Source organism: Streptomyces sp. NPDC046303, assembly GCF_055588085.1.
Genome location: NZ_JBVJFA010000002.1, coordinates 241,650 through 260,084 on the forward strand (window position 1 = coordinate 241,650; position 18,435 = coordinate 260,084).

Annotated in this window: 16 protein-coding genes; 9 read left to right on the forward strand and 7 right to left on the reverse strand. The window is 74.2% G+C overall.

Translation table 11 applies throughout. The features are described 5' to 3' along the window. Nucleotides 1–55: 55 nt before the first annotated feature. Together ACZ6I1_RS02860 and ACZ6I1_RS02865 are read left to right on the forward strand one after the other, a co-directional pair. Nucleotides 56–1,018 (forward strand): electron transfer flavoprotein subunit alpha/FixB family protein, encoded by a 963-nt coding sequence (locus tag ACZ6I1_RS02860; RefSeq protein WP_469282363.1) that lies wholly within the window; start codon nucleotides 56–58, stop codon nucleotides 1,016–1,018. A 170-nt stretch (nucleotides 1,019–1,188) separates the two neighbouring features. Continuing rightward, complete coding sequence (locus ACZ6I1_RS02865; protein WP_469282365.1) at nucleotides 1,189–2,487, forward strand: DUF6986 family protein; 1,299 nt, start codon at nucleotides 1,189–1,191, stop codon at nucleotides 2,485–2,487. Between the two features lie 17 nt (nucleotides 2,488–2,504). Here the strand turns inward: ACZ6I1_RS02865 and ACZ6I1_RS02870 are convergent, their stop codons facing one another. Then, on the reverse strand, nucleotides 2,505–3,392 hold the full coding sequence (locus tag ACZ6I1_RS02870; protein WP_469282367.1) for a WD40 repeat domain-containing protein: 888 nt from the start codon (nucleotides 3,390–3,392) through the stop codon (nucleotides 2,505–2,507). 29 nt (nucleotides 3,393–3,421) lie between these two features. Next, a complete protein-coding gene (locus ACZ6I1_RS02875) occupies nucleotides 3,422–4,924 on the reverse strand; it encodes a WD40 repeat domain-containing protein (RefSeq protein WP_469282370.1) in 1,503 nt (500 codons plus the stop codon). 192 nt (nucleotides 4,925–5,116) lie between these two features. Between ACZ6I1_RS02875 and ACZ6I1_RS02880 the strand changes: the two genes are divergently transcribed. Beyond that, a complete protein-coding gene (locus ACZ6I1_RS02880; RefSeq protein ID WP_469282372.1) occupies nucleotides 5,117–5,365 on the forward strand; it encodes a hypothetical protein in 249 nt (82 codons plus the stop codon). Here the strand turns inward: ACZ6I1_RS02880 and ACZ6I1_RS02885 are convergent. Beyond that, entirely contained in the window at nucleotides 5,355–6,344 is a 990-nt protein-coding gene (locus ACZ6I1_RS02885) for a LacI family DNA-binding transcriptional regulator (RefSeq protein WP_469282375.1), read from the reverse strand. The two genes, ACZ6I1_RS02880 and ACZ6I1_RS02885, sit on opposite strands and share 11 nt — an antisense overlap. 189 nt (nucleotides 6,345–6,533) lie before the next feature. On the opposite strand from ACZ6I1_RS02885, the gene ACZ6I1_RS02890 reads away from it, so the two are divergent. Then, nucleotides 6,534–7,574, forward strand: a complete 1,041-nt coding sequence (locus ACZ6I1_RS02890; protein ID WP_469282377.1) for an NUDIX hydrolase — start codon at nucleotides 6,534–6,536, stop codon at nucleotides 7,572–7,574. An 8-nt stretch (nucleotides 7,575–7,582) separates the two neighbouring features. Here the strand turns inward: ACZ6I1_RS02890 and ACZ6I1_RS02895 are convergent, their stop codons facing one another. Both ACZ6I1_RS02895 and ACZ6I1_RS02900 read right to left on the reverse strand, forming a co-directional pair. Continuing rightward, a complete protein-coding gene (locus ACZ6I1_RS02895; protein ID WP_469282379.1) occupies nucleotides 7,583–8,338 on the reverse strand; it encodes an MBL fold metallo-hydrolase in 756 nt (251 codons plus the stop codon). A 163-nt stretch (nucleotides 8,339–8,501) separates the two neighbouring features. Further along, nucleotides 8,502–9,866 carry a M20/M25/M40 family metallo-hydrolase gene (locus tag ACZ6I1_RS02900; RefSeq protein WP_469282381.1) on the reverse strand — a complete coding sequence of 455 codons (1,365 nt, stop codon included), beginning with the start codon at nucleotides 9,864–9,866 and terminating at the stop codon, nucleotides 8,502–8,504. Nucleotides 9,867–10,046: 180 nt separating this feature from the next. Between ACZ6I1_RS02900 and ACZ6I1_RS02905 the strand changes: the two genes are divergently transcribed. After that, entirely contained in the window at nucleotides 10,047–11,366 is a 1,320-nt protein-coding gene (locus tag ACZ6I1_RS02905) for a geranylgeranyl reductase family protein (protein ID WP_469282383.1), read from the forward strand. A 1,698-nt stretch (nucleotides 11,367–13,064) separates the two neighbouring features. Here ACZ6I1_RS02905 and ACZ6I1_RS02910 read toward each other — a convergent pair. Beyond that, nucleotides 13,065–13,523, reverse strand: coding sequence for a nitroreductase/quinone reductase family protein (locus tag ACZ6I1_RS02910; RefSeq protein WP_469282385.1), 459 nt, complete (start codon nucleotides 13,521–13,523; stop codon nucleotides 13,065–13,067). A gap of 159 nt (nucleotides 13,524–13,682) precedes the next feature. On the opposite strand from ACZ6I1_RS02910, the gene ACZ6I1_RS02915 reads away from it, so the two are divergent. Both ACZ6I1_RS02915 and ACZ6I1_RS02920 read left to right on the forward strand, forming a co-directional pair. Further along, nucleotides 13,683–14,381 carry a TetR/AcrR family transcriptional regulator gene (locus ACZ6I1_RS02915; RefSeq protein ID WP_469282387.1) on the forward strand — a complete coding sequence of 233 codons (699 nt, stop codon included), beginning with the start codon at nucleotides 13,683–13,685 and terminating at the stop codon, nucleotides 14,379–14,381. Nucleotides 14,382–14,538: 157 nt separating this feature from the next. Beyond that, nucleotides 14,539–15,591, forward strand: coding sequence for a spherulation-specific family 4 protein (locus ACZ6I1_RS02920; RefSeq protein ID WP_469282388.1), 1,053 nt, complete (start codon nucleotides 14,539–14,541; stop codon nucleotides 15,589–15,591). A 62-nt stretch (nucleotides 15,592–15,653) separates the two neighbouring features. Here the strand turns inward: ACZ6I1_RS02920 and ACZ6I1_RS02925 are convergent, their stop codons facing one another. Further along, nucleotides 15,654–16,397, reverse strand: coding sequence for a maleylpyruvate isomerase family mycothiol-dependent enzyme (locus tag ACZ6I1_RS02925; RefSeq protein ID WP_469282390.1), 744 nt, complete (start codon nucleotides 16,395–16,397; stop codon nucleotides 15,654–15,656). 37 nt (nucleotides 16,398–16,434) lie between these two features. On the opposite strand from ACZ6I1_RS02925, the gene ACZ6I1_RS02930 reads away from it, so the two are divergent. Beyond that, the gene (locus ACZ6I1_RS02930; RefSeq protein WP_469282392.1) at nucleotides 16,435–17,088 is read left to right on the forward strand and encodes an alpha-ketoglutarate-dependent dioxygenase AlkB family protein; all 654 of its coding nucleotides are present in this window, start codon (nucleotides 16,435–16,437) and stop codon (nucleotides 17,086–17,088) included. Nucleotides 17,089–17,131: 43 nt separating this feature from the next. Further along, on the forward strand, nucleotides 17,132–18,394 hold the full coding sequence (locus tag ACZ6I1_RS02935) for an ROK family protein (protein ID WP_469282395.1): 1,263 nt from the start codon (nucleotides 17,132–17,134) through the stop codon (nucleotides 18,392–18,394). Nucleotides 18,395–18,435: the final 41 nt, after the last annotated feature.

Genomic DNA, 18,435 nt, shown 5'->3' on the forward strand with positions numbered 1-18,435 from the left:
CTTCGGTCATCCCTCTTAGCCCCCAGACACTTCGCAATAGCAGGAGAGCAGTCCCATGGCTGAAGTTCTCGTCTACGTCGACCACGTGGACGGCGCCGTCCGCAAGCCCACCCTCGAGCTGCTGACGCTGGCCCGCCGCATCGGCGAGCCCGTCGCCGTCGCCCTGGGCGCCGGCGCCGAGGCCACCGCGGCCGTGCTCGCCGAGCACGGTGCCGTCAAGGTCCTCACCGCCGACGCCCCCGAGTTCACCGAGTACCTCGTGGTACCCAAGGTGGACGCGCTCCAGGCCGCGTACGAGGCCGTCTCCCCGGCCGCCGTGCTCGTCCCGTCCTCCGCCGAGGGCAAGGAGATCGCCGCCCGCCTGGCGGTCCGCATCGGCTCCGGCATCATCACCGACGCCGTCGACCTCGAGGCCGGTGACGAGGGTCCGGTCGCGACGCAGTCCGCGTTCGCCGCGTCCTTCACCACCAAGTCCCGCGTGTCCAAGGGCACCCCGGTCATCACCGTGAAGCCGAACTCGGCTCCGGTCGAGGCCGCCCCGGCCGCCGGCACCGTCGAGGCGCTCGCCGTCACCTTCGGCGCCCTGGCCACCGGCACCAAGGTCACCGGCCGCACTCCGCGCGAGTCGACCGGCCGCCCCGAGCTGACCGAGGCCGCGATCGTGGTCTCCGGCGGCCGCGGCGTCAACGGCGCCGAGAACTTCCACATCATCGAGGAGCTCGCGGACTCCCTCGGTGCCGCCGTCGGCGCCTCGCGCGCCGCCGTCGACGCCGGCTGGTACCCGCACTCCAACCAGGTCGGCCAGACCGGCAAGTCGGTCTCCCCGCAGCTGTACATCGCCTCCGGCATCTCCGGCGCGATCCAGCACCGGGCCGGCATGCAGACCTCGAAGACCATCGTGGCCATCAACAAGGACGCCGAGGCCCCGATCTTCGACCTGGTCGACTACGGCGTGGTCGGCGACCTCTTCACGGTCGTCCCGCAGCTGACCGAGGAGATCAAGGCGCGCAAGGGCTAGTCCCTGACCTGCATATCTCTCCAACTCGGGGCCGTGTGGTGATTGTCACCACACGGCCCCGAGTCGTTTGTCCAGGACGGCGGGGGGACCATTGACTGAGCGGAACCCCGTGACTAAATTCTGCTATGCGGATCTAAGCTTCCGTGAAGCGGAAAAGAGGAGAGTGCACGATGGGTCAGCAGGAGAAGGTGGCGACGAGCCTCGCAGGCGCGGTCAGCGAGGGCATCAGCGCCTCCCTCGCCCCGGTGGACGCGGAACTCGCGCGCCACTACCCGGGCGACCCCGGCACCCGCCAGCCCATCCACACCGTCTACGTGCCCGGTGACGTGTTCGCCGCGGACACCATCCGCTCCTGGGGCGACCAGGCCCTCGCGGCGCTCGACGAGCACGCCCCGGACGCCGCCACCTTCGCCAAGGTGCTGGGCATCTCCGACGAGCTGGCCGTACCCGTGTACGACCGCGTCCGGGCCAAGCTCGCGGCCGAGCCGATCGAGGACCTCCGCGTCGACTTCGAGGACGGCTTCGGCGTCCGCTCCGACGAGGAGGAGGACCAGGCCGCGGCCCGCGCCGCCCGCCTCGTCTCCGAAGCCTTCTCCAACGGCACGAACGCCCCGTACATGGGCATCCGCATGAAGTGCATGGAGTCCAACGTCCGCGACCGCGGCATCCGCACCACGGACATCTTCCTGTCCGGCCTGCTGGAGCACGGCGGCCTGCCGGACGGGCTGGTCCTCACCCTGCCCAAGGTCACCTACGCCGAGCAGGTCAGCGCCTTCGTCAAGCTGCTGGAGGCCTTCGAGACCACCCGCGGCCTGCGGCCGGGCCGGATCGGCTTCGAGATCCAGATCGAGACCAGCCAGTCCATCGTCGCCTCCGACGGCACCGCCACCGTCGCCCGGATGATCGAGGCCTCCAAGGGCCGTGCCACCGGCCTGCACTACGGCACCTTCGACTACAGCGCCTGCGTCGGCGTCTCCGCCGCCTACCAGTCGAGCGACCACCCGGCCGCCGACCACGCGAAGGCGATCATGCAGGTCGCGGCCGCCGGCACCGGCGTGCGCGTGTCCGACGGTTCCACGAACGTGCTGCCGATCGGCAGCACCGAGCACGTCCACGAGGCCTGGAAGCTGCACTACGGCCTGACCCGGCGCGCCCTGGCCCGCGCCTACTACCAGGGCTGGGACATGCACCCGGCGCACCTCCCGACCCGCTACGCGGCGGTCTTCACCTTCTACCGCGAGGGCCTCGAGGCCGCCGCCGCGCGCCTGAAGGCGTACGTCGCCAAGATCGAGGGCGATGTGATGGACGAGCCCGCCACCGCGAAGGCCCTGGCCGGCTACCTGGTCCGCGGCCTGGACTGCGGCGCCGTCGGCACCGAGGAGGTCACCGCCCTGACCGGCCTGACCCGCGCCGAACTGGACGCCTTCGCCATCCCGCGCCGTTCGGCGACCCTGACGGCGACGGCGTAAGCGCCCGCCTCTCCCTGCTACCGGCTGTCCCGCGGCCCGGCCCCGTTCACCGGGTCCGGGCCGCGGCCCGTGTCGCGGGGAGACAGCGGCGACAGCCAGAGCCGCACGGTGCCGTCCGCGCCGGTGGCGGCCAGCAGGCCGCCGTCGGGGGAGAAGGCGACACCGTGGACGGCGGTGCCGTCCCCCGCCGGAGCGGCCGCGTACGCGCAGGTGACGGGGTTCCAGAGGTGCACGCCGTCGTCGGCGGCGATCGCGAGCAGGGTGCCGTCGGGTGAGAACGCCAGGTCATGGATCCCCCCGGGATGGACGGCCGGCGGCCCGGGACGGTGAAAGCCGCCGGAGTACGACAGCAGGACCCTGCCCGTCACATCGCCCGAGGCCACCAGCCGGCTGTCCGCCGAGCAGGCCAGCGCGCGTACCGGGGACTCGTGGCGCGGGTACGCCAGACCCTGCCGCAGCCCGGTGGCCGGATTCCAGCTCACGAGGGTGTGGCCGGCGGCGAGGACCAGCAGACTGCCGTCGGGCACGCAGACGACGGCGGTCACTTCCCCCTCGTCCGTTCCGGAGAAGCCCTCACCCGTCGGACGGTCGCCGGTGGCGTTCCACAGCCGCATCCGGCCGTCCGATGCGACCACGGCGATGAACCGGCCGGCCGGATCGAAGGCCAGCTCCTTGATCAAGGAGATCCGGCCGCGCAGCGGCGCGCTGCGATCCGACATCGGGGTCCACAGCGCGGCCCGGCCGTCGTCATGGGGGAACGTCAGTCCCCAATGGATGCCCGGCCTGCCCGGCGTGCAGTCCATGCTGTCCTCGGGCAGGCCGCGGCCGCCCACCGGGTCCCAGGCCATGACGCGCTCGCCGGTCGCGACGGCGAAGATCCTGCTGCCGTCGGGGGAGAAGGCCACCTTCCCCAGGGACCCCCGGGCGCCACCGGTCAGGGTGGGCAGCGGGACCGCGGTTCCCCGTAGAGGACCGCGCCCAGGGCCCGGTCCGCGAGCGGAGCGAGGGCGGCGGGCCGAGGGGGCGGGTCCATGCTGTGGACGACCACGGTGTCGCCCTCGCCGCACGCGGCGAGCGTGCGGCCGTCGGCGGAGAAGGCGACGTTCTGGAGCCGGTGGCCGTCACCGGTCAAGGGCCCGCCGACGGGGGTGCCGGTGCCCGTGTCCCACAGCTGGACCGTACCGTTGTCGTCGGCGGCGGCCAGCAGCCGGCCGTCCGGGCTGAAGGCCACGTCCCAGACCAGCCCGGCGGCCCAGGCGAGGGCCGGGCCCACCGGCTTGCCGGTGACGGTGTCCCAGAGCCGGGCCTGCACGGACTCACCGCCGGTGGCCAGCAGCCGGCCGTCACAGCTGAAGGCAACGGCGACGACCTCACCGCCGTGGCTGAGACCGGGCTCCCCGACGGTCGTGCCCGCCACCGGGTCCCACAGCTCGACCAGACTCCTGCCGCACAGCGCGGCCAGCAGCCGGCCGTCCCGGAGATGGCCCAGCGCGCGGACCGTGCCACGATCACCCGTCAGAGGCGGACCGGCGGGCCGCCCGGTGGACACCTCCCAGCGGAGCACCGGGCCGGAGGCGGCGGCGTCGGCGGTGGCCAGGGTGCGGCCGTCGGGTGAGAACGCCAGCGCGCAGACGGTCCTCCCGTGGCCGAGCATCGGCGGCCCCAGTGGATCCAGGGTCGTGGCCGCCCACAGGCGCACGGAGTGGTCGACATTACCGGAAGCCAGGATGCGGCCGTCGGGCGAGAACGCCAGGCAGTGCGCCCCGATGTCACCGGTGTCCCGGGTGCCGACGAGCCGGCCGTTCGCCAGATCCCACATGCGGATGGTGTGGTCCTTGCCCGTGATGGCGAGGTGGCGCCCGTCGGGCGAGAACGCCAGTCCCCAGAGGTTTCCGCTGTCCGCGGTCAGCAGGTGGGCCAGGGCGAAGCCGCTCGGGTGGGCGGAGCGTACGGGAACGGGAGCCCGGGGCGGGGCGTTCGTGCGGGACGGCGCGGCCCGGGGCGTCGGCGCGGCCGCCGGGGGCGGGGCCGACGCCGCCGGGGGTGGGACCGCCGCCGGTACCGGCGCGGGTTCCGGCAGCGGGCGGGCGTCGGCCCGGCCCGGACCCTGCGGCGGCCGCAGCCTCCGCACCGCGCGCCAGCGGGCACGCCAGGGCTCCAGGGCGGCGGAGTTGTGCGCCGGGACGGGGCGTTCGCGGCCGTACTCGTCGTAGGCAAGGAGGACGCGCACGAGTCCCATCAGCAGGTCGAAGCCCAGCAGCCGTTTGCCGCGGAAGGCGTCGCTCTGGGTGGCGGCGGGCAGTCGGACGCCGGCCAGGCAGTCTTTCGCCCGGGCCTCCAGCCGCCGGTACGAGGGCGCCCCGCGGTCGAGGCGCAACTCCCTCAAGTCGGCTGCGAGCCGGGCCAGTTCCTCCTCGAAGCTGCTCTGCGCATCCACGCTGCGTCCCTCCCGGGCCGTACGGAACACCAGGCTAGGGGCCGCTCGGCGAACAGTCCCGGAATTTCCCGAACAGGGCGGAGCGGCCGGAGAACAGGGGCGCTGTACGGGGGAGTTCGGCGCCGGTTCGGTCCGTTACGGGTTCGTTCCATCGGCGTGGGGTGCGGAGGAACGGGCCGGTGCAATGGCGTCATGACCACCACTCCGCAGCCTCCACCGTCGTCCTCGTCCTCCCGGCCGTCCTCCCAGCCACCGCCGGAGCGGGTGGAAGAGCCGTTTCTGTCGCTGCACTCCGCCGTCGTACTCATCGGCGCCGTGCTGATCGGCATCGTCGTGGGTGTACTCGCCCACCTCGGCGGCATGCGCCCCGCGCCGGCCGTGCTGGCCGGACTCGCCGCCGCGGGCGCGTCGGTGCCGGTCCTGCGCGCCCTCATCCGCTGAACGGCGGGAGTTCTCCCGAGCCGCGGGGGATGAGGCGGGTCGGCAGTTCGATGCGGGATGGGGGGAGGCCGGCTCCCGCGAGGCGCTGGAAGAGGCGGTCCGTGGCCACCCGGCCCAGTGCCGCCGGGTCCTGGGCGACCACCGTCACGCCGGGGCGCAGCAGATCGGCCAGTTCGAAATCGTCGAAGCCGACCAGGGCCACCGGGTGGTCCAGGGCGGTGAGGACGCGCACCAGCGTGACCGTCACGCGGTTGTTGCCGGCGAAGACGGCCGACACCGGGTCGGGGCCCGTGAGCATCGAACGGGCCGCCGCCGCCACCCGTTCGGGGGCCGTGGAGCCGAGCGAGACCCAGGATTCGGCCGGTGTCAGGCCCGCGTCCGCCATCGCCGCGCGGTAGCCGCGCAGCCGCTCCGTCGCCGTGTGGATGCGGGGGTGGTCGCCGATGAAGCCGATCCTGCGGTGGCCGCCCGCGATCAGGTGGGCCACCCCGTCACGGGCTCCGCCGAAGCTGTCCGAGAGGACGACGTCCGCCTCGATCCGGCCGGCGGGGCGGTCCACGAACACGGTGGCCACGCCCGCCCGGATCTCCGGCTCCAGGTAGCGGTGGTCGTCGCCCGCCGGGATCACGATCAGCCCGTCCACCCGGCGCGCGCACAGGGCGAGCGCCAACTCCCGCTCCCGGTCCGGGTCCTCGGCGCTGGAGCCGTTGATGAGCAGCGCCCCGTGCGCGCGGGCCACCTCCTCCACCGCCCGGTTCAGCGGACCGTAGAAGGGGTCGGCGAGGTCCTCCAGGACCAGACCCACGGTGGCGGTACGGCCCTTGCGCAGCACGCGTGCGCTGTCGTTGCGGCGGAAACCCAGGGCGTCGATGGCCTCCTGGACCCGCCGTTCGGTGTCGGGGGTGACCCCGGCCTCCCCGTTGACCACGCGCGACACCGTTTTCAGGCCCACGCCCGCCCGGGCCGCCACGTCCTTCATGGTCGGCCGGTTTCCGTAACGGGGGTCGGACGGGCGGCGGCTGTGGGGCACGGTGGGGAAACCTCCGGAGATATCGGGCGGGGCGCTGACCTTGAGGATAAGCACTCGGCCGATAGTGAGGTTTCCGTGCCAGGGTGGGGCGGGCAAGCCACTGGGGGCTCCGGACGAGCCATGGGGAGAGGGGTAGACGTGATTGTCTGGATCAACGGCACATTCGGCGCCGGGAAGACCAGCACGGCCCGCGAACTGACCGGGATCCTGCCGGACAGCACCCTGTTCGACCCGGAGTTCATCGGCGACGCGCTGCGGGTGCTGCTGCCGCGCAAGCGCCTGGCGGAGGTCTCCGACTACCAGGACCTGCCGAGCTGGCGGCGCCTGGTGGTGGACACGGCGGCGGCGATGCTCACGGAGCTGGGCGGGCTGCTCGTCGTACCGATGACACTGCTCAGGCAGGAGTACCGGGACGAGATCTTCGGCGCTCTGGCGGCCCGGCGGATCCCGGTGCGCCATGTGCTCCTGGCCCCTGCGGAAACGATCCTTCGGCATCGGATCGCGACACGGGAGGAGCCGGGCGTCGCGCCGGAGGACCACGACCTGCGGGTCCGCCAGTGGGCCTACGACCACCTCCCCGCCTACCAGCACGCGCTCGGCTGGCTCACCGCCGACGCGCACGTCATCGACAACGGTGCCCTGAGCGTGCGGGAGACCGCGGAGCGGATCGTCGAAGCCGTCCGCACCGAGGAGGCCTCCGTCTGCGACATCGTGCAGACCCCGGAGCCCACGCGGGAGACGGTGGCGTCCGGGGTGCTGCTCTTCGACGAGCAGGACCGGGTGCTGCTGGTGGATCCGACGTACAAGGCGGGCTGGGAGTTCCCGGGCGGCGTCGTCGAAGCCGGCGAGGCCCCGGCCTGTGCGGCCGTACGGGAGGTCGCCGAGGAACTGGGTCTCGAACTGGACCGCGCCCCCGGACTGCTGGTGGTCGACTGGGAGCGCCCGCAGCCGCCCGGCTACGGGGGCCTGCGCCTGCTCTTCGACGGCGGCCGCCTCCCGGACGGCGCGCAGGCCCGGCTCCGGCTGCCCGGCCCGGAACTGCGGGCCTGGCGGTTCGTCACGGAGGCCGAGGCCGCCGGAATGCTCCCGCAGCACCGCTACGAGCGGCTGCGCTGGGCCCTGCGCGCCCGGGAACGCGGCCGTCCGCTGTACCTGGAGGCGGGCGTCCCGGTCGGCTGACGGGACCCTCAGGACGCGGAGCCGGTGGGGCGGGGGGCGTTGTCGTCGTTCTCGGTGTCGGTGTCGGTGTCGGTGTCGGTGTCGGCCGCTGCTTTCGCGAGCGCGGCCGCCGTGTCCGTCGTCAGCGGGTCGCCGTGCCCGAAGCAGGCCACGGCGGGAGACAGCGCGGCCAGGCGCCGGAAGGAGCCGATCGCCGCGGCCCGGTCCACGTTGAACACGCCGAGCATCAGCGGGCCGACGGCGGCGACGCAGTCCCCGGTGAACAGCACGCCGTGGCGCGGGAGGTGGACGCCGATGCTGCCGTCGGTGTGGCCCGGGGCGTGCACCGCGTACGCTCCGTCCCCGAAGCCCAGTGCGTCACCGTCCTCCACTTCCTGGTCGACCGGGGTCGGCGGGGCCTCGGGGACGGTCAGGCCGTGCGCGTACAGCGGCACTTCCCAGTCGAGCAGGACCGGTTCGGGCACGGGACGCTCGCCGCGGATCACGGGCGCGTCCAGCCGGTGCGCCAGTACCCGGGCGCCCCAGCGGGCGGCGAGCTCACCGGCCGCGCCGACGTGGTCGCGGTGGCAGTGGGTCAGCACGATCCGCTCCAACCGCTCCGGCAGCAGCCCGAGGGAACGTATCGCCCCCTCGATCTCGGCGGCGGACCCGACGTGCCCCGAGTCGATCAGGGTCAGTGCCTCGGCGTCCTGCCAGAGATAGGCCTGGCCGATGGGGAAGCGGAGCATGTGCAGGCGGTCCGGGAGCACTTCGACGAGATCCATACCGGGAACGTACGGACCCGCGCCGCCCCGCGCACGGCTCGAACCCGCGATTTCACCAGGAGCCGAGTCCGCTCAGAGCGCACCCGCCCGCCGGGGGGGGGCAGGCTGCGCGCCGGCGCCGCACCGTGGTGTGCGGCGCCACCCCCGCGCGCAGCGGCCGGCCTCAGCCGCGCTTGGACTCCGCGTAGTTGACGAGGAAGTGGGCCTCCGCCACCGACAGGCGCTCCAGCTCCTGCGGCGAGACGCTCTCGTTCACCGCGTGGATCTGCGCCTCCGGCTCGCTCAGCCCGATCAGCAGCATCTCCGCGTCCGGGTACAGCTGCGCCAGGGTGTTGCACAGCGGGATCGAGCCGCCCATGCCGGCGACCTGCATCTCCTGACCCGGGTACGCCACCTGCATGGCCGCCGCCATCGACGCGTACGCCGGGCTGCTCGTGTCCGCCTGGAACGGCTGTCCCTGGCCCACGACCTCGAGCTCCAGCTTCGCCTGCCACGGGGTGTGCGCCGTCAGGTGGGCCTCCAGCAGCTTGATGGCCACGGTGGTGTCCACGCCCGGCGGCACCCGCAGGCTGATCAGCGCGCCGGCGCTCGCGTGCACCGACGGCGTCGCGCCGACCACCGAGGGGCAGTCGATGCCCAGTACGGTCACGGCGGGGCGGGCCCACAGCCGGTCCGCTATCGTGCCCTCGCCGATCAGCTCGACCCCGTCCAGCACCTTCGCGTCGGCGCGGAAGTCCGCCTCCGGGTACTGCAGGCCCTCCCACACGGCGTCCGACGCCAGCCCGTCCACGGTGGTCGAACCGTCCGCCGCGCGCAGCGAGTCCAGCAGCCGGATCAGCGCCGCCAGCGCGTCGGGGGCGACGCCCCCGAACAGGCCGGAGTGCAGGTTGCCGCTCAGGGTGTCGATCTTGACCTTGATCAGGGTCATCCCGCGCAGCGTGGCCGTCACCGTCGGCAGTCCGAGACGGAAGTTGCCGGAGTCGCCGATGACGACGGCGTCCGCGGCCAGCAGCTCGGGGTGCGCCTCGGCGTACTGCTGGAGGCCGCCGGTGCCCTGCTCCTCGGAGCCCTCGACGATCACCTTCACGCTCACCGGCACGCCGCCGTTGGCCTTCAGGGCGCGCAGCGCCAGCAGGTGCATGATGAACCCGCCCTTGCAGTCGGCGGCGCCGCGCCCGTACCAGCGGCCGTCGCGCTCGGTCAGCTCGAACGCGGGGGAGATCCAGGCGGCGTCGTCCAGCGGCGGCTGCACGTCGTAGTGCGCGTAGAGCAGCACGGTCGGCGCGCCCTCCGGGCCGGGCAGGAAGCCGTACACGGACTGGGTGCCGTCGGGGGTGTCGAGCAGCGCCACGTCCTGGAACCCCTCGGCGCGCAGCGCGTCCGCCACCCAGTTCGCGGCGGCCTCGCTCTCGCTCTGGGGGAACTGCGCCCAGTCCGCCACCGACTGGAAGGCCACCAGCTCGGTCAGCTCCCGCTTGGCGCGGGGCATCAGCGAGGCGATGGTCTCGGCGATCGGATTCTGGGACATGGGCACGCTCCTTTTGGGTGCGACGTTGTGCTCGGTATACGCCGCCCGCGTCCGCGTGGTGCGCGTACGCCGGGTACGGCGGAAGACAGTCCCGATCCTCGCACAGCGGGGCGAGGCGGCGTCTCGCCGTAGGATTTCCCCGGCATCGGAGCAACGGGTGATCAGGAGCAGCAGCACATCGTGAGCAGCGACAGCGACAGCGACAGCGACAGCGACGACGTACGCGACCGGGACGAAGGGAACGCCGCGCGGGGGGCGGACGGCGAGGTGGCCGGGGGCAGCGGGGAAACCGGCGAAGTGTGGGACGTGGTCGTCGTCGGCGCCGGGCCGGCCGGCTCCTCGGCGGCGTACGCGGCGGCGACGGCGGGGCGGCGCGTCCTGCTGTTGGAGAAGGCCGAGCTGCCCCGGTACAAGACCTGCGGCGGCGGCATCATCGGGCCCTCGCGCGACGCCCTGCCGCCGGGCTTCGTGCTGCCCCTCAAGGACCGCATCCACGCGGTCACCTTCTCGCTGGAGGGGAAGCTGACCCGGACCCGGCGCTCGAAGCACATGCTGTTCGGGCTCATCAACCGGCCGGAGTTCGACGCCGGTCTGGTCGCCGAGGCCGAGAAGGCCGGCGCGACGGTCCGTACGGGCACCGCGGTGGCCCGAGTCGAACAGCACGGCGCGTCCGTGCCCGACCGGCGCACGGTCGCCGTGGTGCTCGCCGACGGGGAGACGGTGCTGGCCCGCGCGGTGGTCGGGGCGGACGGCAGCGCGAGCCGGATCGGCGCACACGTCGGCGTGGAGATGGAGCAGGTCGACCTGGGTCTGGAGGCGGAGATCCCCGTCCCGGACACCGTCGCCGAGGACTGGAAGGGGCGGGTGCTGATCGACTGGGGCCCGCTGCCCGGCAGTTACGGCTGGGTCTTCCCCAAGGGCGACACCCTCACCGTCGGGGTCATCTCGGCCAAGGGCGAGGGCGCCGCGACCAAACGCTACCTGGACGACTTCATCGCCCGGCTCGGTCTCGCCGGTTTCGAACCCGCCGTCTCCTCCGGCCACCTGACCCGCTGCCGCACGCCCGATTCGCCGCTGTCGCGGGGCCGGGTACTGGTGGCGGGCGACGCCGCCGGACTCCTCGAGCCGTGGACCAGGGAGGGCATCTCCTTCGCGCTGCGCTCGGGGCGGCTGGCGGGGGAGTGGGCGGTGAAGATCTCGGAGGCGCAGGACGGGGTGGACGCCCGCCGCCAGGCCCTCAACTACGCCTTCGCCGTGAAGGCGGGGCTGGGCGTGGAGATGGGCGTCGGGAAGCGGATGCTGTCCGTCTTCGAGGCCCGGCCGGGGCTGTTGCACGCGGCGATCACCGGATTCCGGCCGGCGTGGCGGGCCTTCGCCCGTATCACGCGGGGCTCGACGACGCTGGCCGACCTGGTGCGGACGTACCCGCTGGCGCGCAGGGCGCTGCACGCGCTGGACGCCCGGCAGGCGGCCCGCAACGGCGGCCGCGCCCAGGCGTAGGCCCCGACCCCCGGGCCCCTGGCCGGGGCTCGGGGTCGGGTGGCTCGGCTGCGCCGGGGCCGGTCCCTGCCGGGAGCTACCCCGAGCGCGGCTGCACGTGGCGTGTCCGGCTGCGCCGGCACTTGCCTCCTGCGGGAGCTCGGTGGTGCCCCTCGGCGGCCGGGGGTAGCACGTGGCGTGTTCGGCTGCGCCGGGGACCGGTCCCTGTCGGGAGCTGCGCCGGGCGGGTAGCACCTGGCGTGTCCGGCTGCGCCGGCACTTGCCTCCTACGGCAGCTCGGTGGTGCCCCTGGCCGTGGCGGTGTCGGGCGATTCCGGGGTCGGTCCCGTGCATGAGCCGCCTCGGGCGGGGCTGCGCCTGGCGTGTCCGGCTGCGCCGTCACCTGGCTCCTGCCGGAGTTCGGTGGTGCCCCTGGGTAGGGGTTGGCGTGGCGGTCTTCGGCGGTGCCGGGGCCGGTCCCGTGCGGGAGCCGCCCCGGGCGGGGCTGCACGTGGCGTGTCCGGCTGCGCCGGCACTTGCCTCCTGCGGGAGCTGAGTGGTGCCCCTGGGCGGGGGTTGGTGTGGCGGTGTTGGGCGGTGCCGGGGGCGGTCCCGTGCGGGGAGCTGCCCCCCGCGGGGTAGCACCGGGCGTGTCCGCTGCGCCGGCACTTGCCTCCTGCGGGAGCTCGGTGGTGCCCCTGGGGGTTTGGTGGGGCGGTGTTCGGCGGTGGTGGGCCGGTCCCTGGTGGGAGCAGCCGCGGGCGGGGCTGCACGAGGCGTGTCCGGCCGTGTCGGCACCTGCCTCCGGCGGGAGCTCGGCGATGCCGCTGGCCGGGGGTTGTGTGTGGCGGTGCGGGGGCCGGTCGCGTGCGGGAGCCGCCCCAGGTGGGGCGATACGCCGCGTGTCCGGCTGCGCCGTCACCGGGCCCTTGCGGGGTCTGTCCCGGGCGGGGCTGCGCCCCGCGTGTCCTGCTGCGTCGGCGCCGGTCCCTAGGACAGCTCGGTGGTGCGCCTGGGCGGGTTGGGTGTGGCGGTGCGGGGGCCGGTCGCGTGTGGGAGCTGTCCCAGGCGGGGGGATCGGGCGTGTCCGGCTGCGCCGTCACCGGGGCCCTTGCGGGGGCTGCTCCGGGCGGGGCTGCGCCTGGCTTGTCGTGCGGCGTCGGCACCGCGGTTCCTACGGCAGCTCGGTGGTGGCCCCTGGCGGGGGTTGGATGCGGCGGTGTGTGGGCCGGTCGCGTGTGGGAGCTGTCCCAGGTAGGGCGATACGCGGGTGTCTGGCTGCGCTGTCAGCGGGCCCTTGCGGGGGGTGTCCCGGGCGGGGCTTCCTGTGGCGCCGGCACTGGTCCCTATGGCAACTCGGTGGTGCGCCTGCGGGGTTGGGTGTGGCGGTGTGTGGGCCGGTCGCGTGCGGGAGCCCCAGGCGGGGCGATACGCCGCGTGTCCGGCTGCGCCGTCACCGGGCCCCTTGCGGGGTGTGTCCCGGGCGGGGCTGCACGTGGCCTGTTCGGCTGTGTCGGTACCTGCCTCCTGTGGGAGCTCGGTGTTGCCCCTGGGTGGGGGGTGCGGTGTGGCCGTGTTTGGGCGGTGTTGGGTGGGCCGGGGCCGGAGGCCTGTCCCAGGGTGCGGGGGGGGGTAGGCGCTGGCATGCCGACACGTCGGCGTGTGCGGCCGGTCCGATAGCCACCCCGCCCAGTCCCCGGCCCGGGAGCGCCGGCCGGGTCAGGAGGACACCGTGATGCGGAAGACGGGGTGGTCGGTTGCGGCCGCCTGGAGTTCCGCTGCGGAGGACTGGGCGGTGACTCCCTGGAAGAAGCGGTTGACCTCCCAGCCCCACTTCTCCAGGTAGGCGCGCAGGACGGCCGCCTGCAGGACGGGGTCGGTGATCTCCGTGGCGGTGAACGTGCGGACCTTGCGGCCCACGCGCAGTTCGCCGCCGCCGGCGACCCGCATGTTGCGGACCCACTGGGAGTGGCCGCGGGCCGAGACCAGGTACTGCGCGCCCTCGTACGTGTGCGGGTTGACCGGGATCCGCTGCATCGTGCCGGACGTGCGCCCGCGGACCGACAGCTCGGCGCTGCCCGCGAGGCTGATGCCCAGCCGGGCCAGCTTTCCGAGGAGCGAGTTGAAGCGGGTGGCGAGCGGGCCGGCCTGGACGTAGTACGGGCTGGACGCGTTCATCGTGGCCTCCGGATCGGATCGGTAGTCCTTTTCGAGAGCAGTGCTCTCGCTTGAGATCAGTGTGCACGGATCGGTGCACCGAATCAAGAGCGGTGCTCTCGAAATGGAGCAGGGCTCCGATTCTTGGGCAGTGCTCCGCCTCATGGCACACTGACGCGCATGAACACCGTGCGAGGGGCCAGGGAACGGGCCCGCATCGAGGTCACCGCCGCCATCAAGGACGAGGCCCGCCGCAGGCTCGCGGCCGAAGGCGCCGCCAAACTCTCCCTGCGCGCGGTCGCCCGCGAGCTCGGGATGGTCTCCTCCGCCCTCTACCGCTACTTCCCGAGCCGCGACGAGCTGCTCACGGCCCTGATCGTCGACGCGTACGACAGCGTCGGCGCGGCGGCGGAGGAGGCCGACGCCCGTTCCCTGGCCGCCGGGGACCCGCCCCGTGCCCGCTGGGTCGCGGTCTGCGGGGCCGTCCGCGCCTGGGCGCTGGAGCACCCGCACGAGTACGCCCTCATCTACGGTTCCCCCGTCCCCGGCTACAGCGCCCCCGCCGACACCATCGCCCCCGCCTCGCGCGTCGGCAACGCCCTGATCGCCATCCTCCGCGCCGCCTACGAGGGCCACGGCCTGGCCCTGCCGCCGCTCCCCGCGGCCCTGCGGCCCGAGGCCGTCCGGATGACCGCCGACTTCGCCGAGGGCCTGCCTCCGGAGGTCACGGCCGCGCTCGTCGCCGCCTGGGCCCAACTGGTCGGACTGGTCTCCTTCGAGTTGTTCGGGCAGTTCAACCGGGTGGTCGAGGACCGGGACGCCTTCTTCGCGCATGCCGCCGGCCAGCTGGCCCAGGCAGTGGGACTGTCCGTCGCATGAGGTGAACGCGCCGGAGCCCGGCGCGGATTCATGCGATGCGGCGACGGATCGCTCTTCTGTTTGTCGGATGAATGCGGGCGGTTCGGCCTTGGAGTACGGGCCGCCCGTCTACTGTTCCTCGGGTCGAACACCCCCAGCCACCGCCGGAGGAACGTTCATGCGCCGCGCCGTCAAGGCCCTGTACGCCGTCCTGGTCACCGCGTTACTCGCCGCGCCGTCGCCCGCCCCCACGCTGCCGGCCTCGGCGCGCGGCGCGGACCCGGCGCCCGCCGGCCCTGCCTCCCCGGACCCCACCTCCCCGGACCCCACCTCCCCGGACCCCACCTCCCCGGACCCGTCGCCAGCGGACCGTGTGCCCCCGCTCCCACCCGCCCCGAGCCCCACCGCGCCCCCCGCCCCGCGGATGCCCGGCGTCCGGGGGCTCGAGATCGGAGTCCCGGCCTACGTCTGGGCGAACGACCCCGTGCTGGCCGGCCTCACCGCGACCGGACCGGCCGCCTCCGTGGTGGTCCTCAACCCCGGCAACGGCGACGCCCCGTTCGACGCCGCCTGGCGGGCCCGCGCCGACGTCCTGCGCGGCGGTACCACCGCCACCGGCGAGAAGACCAAGGTGCTCGGCTACGTCCACACCGACCACGGCAACCGCGACTCCGCCGCCGTCAAGGCCTCCGTCGACAACTACCTGAACGCACCGGACGGCCGCCTCCACGTCGACGGCATCTTCTTCGACGTCGTCAGCCGCGACTGCGGCCCCGGCAACGCCACCCGCGACCACTACGCGGAACTGCGCCGCTACGTCGAAGACGCCCTGCACGCCGTCGACCCCGCCGCCTCCGGCCTCGTCGTCAACAACCCGGGCACGGCCATCGCCGACTGCTACCTGGAGCCGGGGCGCCGCACCGCGGACGTGTTCGTCACATACGAGGACACCTACGCCGCCTACACCGGCGGCGGCTGGCTCGGCGGCAACGTCTTCGACCCCCTGAACGGCTACCGCGCCGGCACCGAACTCGACCCGGCCGGCACGGCGTTCTGGCACCTGGTCCACGAGGTCCCGGACGCCGACGCGATGCGCACGACCCTGCGCACCGCCTTCGACCGCGGCGCGGGCTACGCCTACGCGACCAGCGCGATCATGCCCAACCCCTGGAACACCGCCCCGCAATGGGAGTTCCGCAGCCAGACCGAGCTCGCCGCAACCCTCGGCTAGGAGGACGGCACGGCACGGCAGGGTGCCGTGCCCAGGGCCCCGCCGCCCCCGATGCCCCGCCCTCAGATTCCGGCCGTCTCGCTCCACAGCCGCGCCAGCGCCAGGTCGCCGGTCACCCCCGGCCCCGCCAGCGGAAGCCGGTTCCACAGGGCCGCGTACAGCCAGGCCGCCTCGCCCTGCAGCTCGCAGTCGACCGGATCGTCCGTGGCACCCAGGACCGTACGGGCCGGCTCCGGAGACAGGTGTACGGTCCACACCGCACCCGTGTCCGCCGCCCTGACGCGCAGCACCCGGGGCTCCGGGGTCCGCACCCGGCTGCGTGGCCGCGCGTGGAAGCCGGTCAGCAGCTCGTCCACCCCGTCCTCGGCGAACTCCGGCGCCGGCGGCGAGAACACGACACCGAGCGCCGCCTCCGCGTCCATCCGGTGCACGGCCGTCTCATGGGCCTGCCGCCGCGCCCAGAACGCCAGCGGCGAGGGCGCGGCCGTCGGCAGGAACGTCCAGCACTGCACGTCGGCCGGTGCCTCGGCCAGCGTGCGGACCAGGTCCGCGTGACCCTCGCGGAACCAGGCCAGCAGCTCCCCGCCGGTCAGCTCCGGCGGGTCCGGGAACGGCACCGGCTCCAGCCGCCCCTCCCCGACGAAAGCGGCCGCCCAGCGGTGCACGGAGCCGGTGTGCCGGAGCAGATCGGCGACGCGCCACCCCGGACAGGTGGGCACGAGGGTGTCCGGACCGGCCTGCTCCGCCAGCTCGGCGAGCAGCTCGCCCTCCCGCTCGAGGGCCTTCACGAAATCGGTGATCTCCATGGGGGAAGTCTGTCAGCGGGCCCGCGACAATCAAGACATGGACGGGGAACTCTTCCCGCGCGAGCGGACCGTGATCGCACCGGGCGCCGTGCACGTGCCCGACTGGCTCGGAGCCGCGGCGCAGCGGGAGTTGCTGGCCGCCTGCCGCGCGTGGGCCCGCCCGCCCGCGGGCCTGCGCACGGTCCACACCCCCGGCGGCGGGACGATGACCGCCCGGCAGGTGTGCCTGGGGCTGCACTGGTACCCGTACGGCTACGCCCGCACCGCCGTCGACGGCGACGGGGCCCCGGTCAAACCGATGCCCGGATGGCTCGCCGGACTGGGGCGGGAGGCGGTGGCCGCCGCGTACGGGAAGCCGCCGGGGCCGGAGGTCGTGTACGACATCGCCCTGATCAACTTCTACGAGGGCGACTCCCGCATGGGCATGCACCGCGACGCCGAGGAGCGGTCCGGGGCGCCCGTGGTCTCCCTCAGCCTGGGCGACTCCTGCGTCTTCCGGTTCGGGAACACCGTCTCCCGCGGCCGGCCGTACCAGGACGTGCAGCTGCGCAGCGGTGACCTGTTCGTCTTCGGAGAATCGAGCCGACTGGCCTATCACGGGGTGCCGAAGGTCCTGCCGGGTACGGGCCCGCAAGGACTCGGGCTCACCGGCCGGCTGAACATCACGCTCCGGGTCGGCGGGCTCGGCTAGCGGGAGGCGTCCGGCACCCTCCGATCATGCGAGGATCGGGTGCATGAACGGCGACGGGGCCCCACCGCGGGTGGGGGATGTGACCACGGTGTCCACGGCTTCCGCGAGGACCAAGCTGGAGCGGGGCCGTGGCGCTCTCGGCCCGGCGCTGGAGCTCGTCCACACCGGCCGCGCCCCGACCCGCGCCGTCCTGACGGCCGAGCTCGGAGTCACCCGCGCGACCGCCGGAGCGGTCGCCGCCGAGCTGGAGGCGCTCGGGCTGATCCGGGTCGACTCGCGCCCCGGCGGCGCCGGCGGCACCCAGGGCCGCCCCTCGCACCGGCTCTCCGTGGACGAGAACGGGCCCGTGGCACTGGCCGCGCAGGTGCACCCGGACGGGTTCCGGGCCGCGCTGGTGGGCCTCGGCGGCCGGATCGTGGCCACCGCACCCGGCAAGGTCACCGTCTCCGCCGACCCGGCGCAGGTGCTCGGCGCGGTGGTGGAGGCCGGAGCGGCGCTGCTCGCGCAGACCGGCCGCCGCTGCGTCGGCGCGGGCCTGGCGGTCCCGTCGGCGGTCGCGGAGCCGGAGGGTACGGCTCTCAACCCGCTGCACCTGGCCTGGCCTGCGGGTTCTCCCGTACGGGCCGTCTTCGCGGAGTGCGTCAAGGCCGCCGGGATCGACGGCCCCGCGCTGACCGGGAACGACGTCAACCTCGCCGCCCTGGCCGAGCACCGGCACGGCGCGGGCCGCAGCGCGCAGCACCTGCTGTGCGTGGCCACCGGGCACCGCGGGGTGGGCGGGGCGCTCGTGCTGGACGGCCGCCTGCACAGCGGGAGTTCCGGCCTGGCCCTGGAGGTCGGCCACCTCACGGTGAACCCCGAGGGGCGGGCCTGCCACTGCGGCAGCCGCGGCTGTCTGGACGTCGAGGCGGACCCGCTGGCCTTCCTCACGGCGGCGGGCCGCACCCCCGGCCCCGAGGTGTCGCTGCTCCAGCAGGCGCGGGACCTGCTGCGGGCCGAGTACGCGGAGCCGGCGGTACGGGCGGCCGCCGAGGAGCTCATCGACCGGCTCGGGCTCGGCCTCGCGGGGCTCGTGAACATCCTCAACCCGGACCGGATCATTCTGGGCGGGCTGCACCGGGAGCTGCTCCACGCCGATCCCGAGCGGCTGCGCGCGGTGGTCGCGGACCGCAGCCTGTGGGGGCGCAGCGGGAGCGTGCCGATCCTGCCGTGCACCCTGGACCACAACAGCCTGGTCGGCGCGGCCGAGCTGGCGTGGCAGCCGGTGCTCGACGACCCGCTGGGCACCCTGGGGGCCGCGGCCTAGCCACGCGCAGCCCCCGGGCCCGGCGTCCGGGTGCCCCGCCG